General features: G+C 67.0%; 6 protein-coding genes. 4 read left to right on the forward strand and 2 right to left on the reverse strand.

What is annotated here, in order from left to right:
* The first annotated feature begins 125 nt into the window (after positions 1–125).
* The 4 genes from leuD (at position 126) to VFG33_RS35170 (ending at position 3,258) form a co-directional block, all read left to right on the forward strand.
* Entirely contained in the window at positions 126–725 is a 600-nt protein-coding gene (gene leuD, locus VFG33_RS35155; RefSeq protein WP_325057340.1) for a 3-isopropylmalate dehydratase small subunit, read from the forward strand.
* Between the two features lie 316 nt (positions 726–1,041).
* Complete coding sequence (gene corA / locus VFG33_RS35160; RefSeq protein WP_325057341.1) at positions 1,042–2,214, forward strand: magnesium/cobalt transporter CorA; 1,173 nt, start codon at positions 1,042–1,044, stop codon at positions 2,212–2,214.
* A gap of 81 nt (positions 2,215–2,295) precedes the next feature.
* Positions 2,296–2,481: a hypothetical protein gene (locus VFG33_RS35165; RefSeq protein WP_325057342.1), complete on the forward strand. Its 186-nt coding sequence runs from the start codon at positions 2,296–2,298 to the stop codon at positions 2,479–2,481.
* A 210-nt stretch (positions 2,482–2,691) separates the two neighbouring features.
* Positions 2,692–3,258: an HU family DNA-binding protein gene (locus VFG33_RS35170; RefSeq protein ID WP_325057343.1), complete on the forward strand. Its 567-nt coding sequence runs from the start codon at positions 2,692–2,694 to the stop codon at positions 3,256–3,258.
* Positions 3,259–3,358: 100 nt separating this feature from the next.
* Here VFG33_RS35170 and VFG33_RS35175 read toward each other — a convergent pair whose 3' ends face one another.
* Entirely contained in the window at positions 3,359–3,565 is a 207-nt protein-coding gene (locus VFG33_RS35175) for a hypothetical protein (protein ID WP_325057344.1), read from the reverse strand.
* A gap of 44 nt (positions 3,566–3,609) precedes the next feature.
* On the reverse strand, positions 3,610–4,188 hold a 579-nt coding region (gene cofC / locus VFG33_RS35180; RefSeq protein WP_325057345.1), incomplete at its 5' end, for a 2-phospho-L-lactate guanylyltransferase.

Here is a 4,188-nt window from a genome sequence, read left to right on the forward strand (position 1 = left end):
CCGCACCCACCTGGTCTCACCGCTGGTCGCCGCGGCCACGGCCGTCACCGGAACCCTCGCAGCGCCTGCGGATCTGCAGCCGCTGGAAGTCGCCGTACCCGAGAACGTCTGAGGACAAAGGAATCATGGACGCCTTCACCCAGCACATCGGCACCGCGGCCCCGTTGCGGCGCGGCAACGTCGACACCGACCAGATCATCCCGGCGGTCTACCTGAAGCGGGTCACCCGGACCGGCTTCGAGGACGGCCTGTTCGCTGCGTGGCGCAACGATCCGACCTTCGTCCTGAACCAGCCCGAGTACGGCGGGGTCTCGGTGCTGGTCGCCGGCCCCGACTTCGGCACCGGGTCGTCCCGCGAGCACGCCGTCTGGGCCCTGCTCGACTACGGGTTCCGGGTCGTCGTGTCGTCGCGGTTCGGCGACATCTTCCGGGGCAACTCGGGCAAGGCCGGACTGCTCGCGGCGCTCGTCGAGCAGGACGTCGTCGAGCAGTTGTGGTCGGCGATCGAGGCAGACCCGGGCACCAAGGTGACGGTCGACCTGGAGAACAAGACGATCTCGGCCGGCGAGGTGTCGGCGCCGTTCGAGATCGACGACTACACCCGCTACCGGCTGCTGAACGGCCTCGACGACGTCGGAATCACGTTGTCGCACGCCGACGACATCACGGCGTACGAGGCGACCCGTCCCGCCTTCAAACCGGCAACTCTCCCCGCCAAGGCCTGACCACAGACCACCCCTAGCGTCCGAAGAACCTGAGGCCAGAGGCCAAGGTTCTTCGGACGTTGCTGGGTGGGGTGGAGAGACGTCGGCGTAACGAAACGCACAGTGGTGGCGATAACTCCGGTGTTATCCTTACGCAGTTGTCAGAACAAGGCCGGCGAGATCTAGGAGGTGGGGCGCCATGAGCAGCGAACCCTCCAGACATACGGATCTCGCTCGACCTTGAGACGCTGAATCTTCTTCCAGTGCGCGGCCCATCGGGTCGCAGGGGTCGGGCAGACGATGCCCACACACTCCGCACCTCGCACCTGGAGGACTCATGTCCGACCTCCGTATTCGTACCCTGCGCGCCCTCGGTCGCACCCCGTCGCTGCGTGCCGCCGCTCGCCGCTACACCGCCGGTGGTGTAGCGGCACCGACACCCGTCGAGGCGAAGCCGGCCGAGCATGTGCCCAGCTCCAAGCCCAAGGGGCACAGCGTGGTGGACAGTGCGATCTATTGCGACGGTCGACGGGTCGCCTCGCCGGAGTCACTGGCCGAGACCTACCAGGTCCTGCACGAGGCACCGAAAAGCCTTGCCTGGATCGGCTTGTACCGGCCGGACCGGCGCGAGCTCAACTCGCTGGCGCAGGAGTTCGATCTGCACGAGCTCGCCATCGAGGACGCGATCCAGGCGCACCAGCGGCCGAAGCTCGAGCGCTACGGGGACACGCTGTTCGTCGTCCTGAAGGCCGCGCGGTACCGGGACGCGACCGAGGAGGTCGAGTTCGGCGAGGTGCACGTGTTCGTCGGCCCGGACTTCGTGGTGACGGTCCGGCATGCCGAGGCGCCGAACCTGGCCGCGGTACGGCGCCGGGTGGAACGCGATCCGGAGCTGCTCCGGCAGGGCACCGAGGCGGTCCTCTACGCGATCATGGACAAGGTCGTCGACGGGTACGCGCCGGTGGTCGCCGGGCTCGAGAACGACATCGACGAGATCGAGACCGAGGTGTTCCGCGGCGATCCGAAGGTGTCGCGGCGGATCTACGAACTGTCCCGCGAGGTGATCGAGTTCCAGCGCGCGACCCGGCCGCTGGTCGACATGCTCGAGTCGCTGCGGGCCGGTTTCGACAAGTACGGCGTGGACGAGGAACTGCAGCGGTCCCTGCGTGACGTCGCGGACCACGTCACCCAGGTGGTCGAGCGGGTGGCCGCGTTCCGCGAACTGCTGCGGGACATCCTGACGGTGAACGCGACCCTGGTCGCGCAGCAGCAGAACGAGGAGATGAAGAGCCTCACCGTCGCGAGCAACCACCAGAACGAAGAGGTGAAGCGGATCTCCGCATGGGCGGCGATCCTGTTCGCGCCGACGCTGATCGGCACCGTCTACGGGATGAACTTCGACGTGATGCCGGAGCTGCACTGGGAGTTCGGCTATCCCTTCGCGGTCGGGATGATGGCCTTGGTGTGCGGCGGTTTGCACCTGGTCTTCAAGCGCCGCGGCTGGCTCTAGTACTGCGTTGGCGGTGGTTGGGGAACCGGGCACTAGTCTTCGAACACTTGACCCGGACCAAGGCCGAGGAGGCTGACTGCGATGTGGTTGTTCCTGCGGAGACGACTGATCATGTGGGTGGTGCTCGCTGTCGCGGTGCCGTTGCTGGACTGGTTGCTCGGCAAGGTGAGTGAAACGCTGCGGGCGAGGAAGGGCGAAACGACCTTCACCCGCGGCCTCGACACCGCCCAGAACGGGGTCCGGATGCTGCGCGGCAAGCGCCGCTGACGCTCATCGTCGGCGTCACCGAAGGTCGCCGGTTCGTTGCTCTACAGGGATTCGCGGACCCTTTCGGGCCGATTCGGAGCTGTTTCGGGCCCGAATCGCTTAAAACAAGGCCGAATTGCCGCGTTGGTGTTTGTGAACTCACCGATGAGTCCATAACGTTCACGTGAGATCGAGCGCTGTGCTCGACGCCTAAGTTCACGGAGGGAAGCAGTGAACAAGAGCCAGTTGGTCGAAGCGCTCGCAGTGCACTTCGACGGAAATCGCCGTTCGGCCCAGCACGCCCTGGAGTCGGTGATCGACACCGTTCAGCGCGAGCTGACCAAGAAGGGCGGCAAGGTCGCCATCACCGGGTTCGGTGCCTTCGAGGCCATCGAGCGCGGTGCCCGCATGGTCCGCAACCCGCGGACCGGCGAGACCAAGCGTGCCAAGAAGACCGTGGTTCCGAAGTTCCGCGCGGGTGCGGAGCTGAAGGCCGTTGTCTCCGGGGCGAAGAAGCTGCCGAAGCTGGTCGCGCCGAAGCCGGCCGCCACCAAGGCAGCAGCTCCCGCCAAGAAGGCCGCACCGGTGAAGGCCGCCGCGACCAAGACCGCCGCCAAGAAGGCGCCGGCCAAGGCCGCGGCAACCAAGACCGTCGCGAAGAAGGCCCCGGCCAAGAAGGCCCCGGCCAAGACCGTCGCCAAGAAGGCGCCGGCCAAGAAGGCAGTCGTTGCCAAGAAGGCGCCGGCCAAGAAGGCCCCCGCCAAGAAGGCACCGGCGAAGCGCGCAGCCGCCCGCTGACCTTCAGCACTGCAGCAAAGCAACACCAGCACTGTGCAGTACTAGCGAAGGCCGGTCACCCCACTCCAGGGGCGACCGGCCTTCGCCGTGTCCGGAGCATTTACCGCAGGGTGATGAAGTGGACCTCGGTGATGGTGAGGGTGGCGCCGGAGCCGGTAGTGGTCAGGCGGACCCGCTGACCGAGGCGCAGCAGCCGGACAGGGGTGTGGGCGACGGCCTCTGCTGTGAAAGGGAGTTCGACGCCTCTGTCGGTCAACACCACGCCAGCGCCCGTCTCGGTGTCGTAGCGGCTCACGGTTGCTTGCATTGGCCTACCGTAACTGTGCAGCCGGTAGCTGTCGCTGAGGTGGATCAGCAGGCGATGCCTTCGGTGCCGGTTGCGGCGCCGAGGACCAGCGACATCACCTCTGCTGTTTGCGGACCCACGCCGAGCTGCACCGCATGGGCGAGATCCGCAGCCGTGTCGACGTCCCGCCGTACGGAGATGATGTCGGCCAAGTCGATCGGTACTGCGCCGGATGCCTGATGGGCCAGGGCCGAACCGACGCCGAAGCGGGGATCCAGACAGACCCCCGGGGCCGCGGTGAGCATCGTCGTACCGGTGCCTGGCAGGTCGATCACGAAGTTCCGTTGGTCGACAGCAGCGGCCAGGACCAGGGTGAGCTCAGCAGGGCGCAATGCGGGCAGATCGGCGGACAGCGCGGCTACACCGGACTCCGGGAACTCCGCAGCAGCTGCGGCAGCTCCGTGCTCGAGTGCCTCGTTGAGGCCGACGCCCGGCAGGTCCGGGACCACCCGGGCACCGACAGCAGTGACATCGGCGGCGACCCCTGGATCGTCCGTGACGACAAGGACGGCCCGAACCAGGGGAGAAGCCAGCGCGGCCGCAGTAGTGTCGACTGCAAAGGAGCGGGCGAGCTCCGGACGGTG

This window comes from Kribbella sp. (assembly GCF_035687465.1).
GTDB lineage: Bacteria > Actinomycetota > Actinomycetes > Propionibacteriales > Kribbellaceae > Kribbella.

Coding starts and splice junctions, on each gene's coding strand:
- VFG33_RS35175 (WP_325057344.1), bottom strand. CDS start 3,565: ATGCAAGCAACCGTGAGCCGCTACGACACCGAGACGGGCGCTGGCGTG.
- corA (WP_325057341.1), top strand. CDS start 1,042: ATGTCCGACCTCCGTATTCGTACCCTGCGCGCCCTCGGTCGCACCCCG.
- leuD (WP_325057340.1), top strand. CDS start 126: ATGGACGCCTTCACCCAGCACATCGGCACCGCGGCCCCGTTGCGGCGC.
- VFG33_RS35165 (WP_325057342.1), top strand. CDS start 2,296: ATGTGGTTGTTCCTGCGGAGACGACTGATCATGTGGGTGGTGCTCGCT.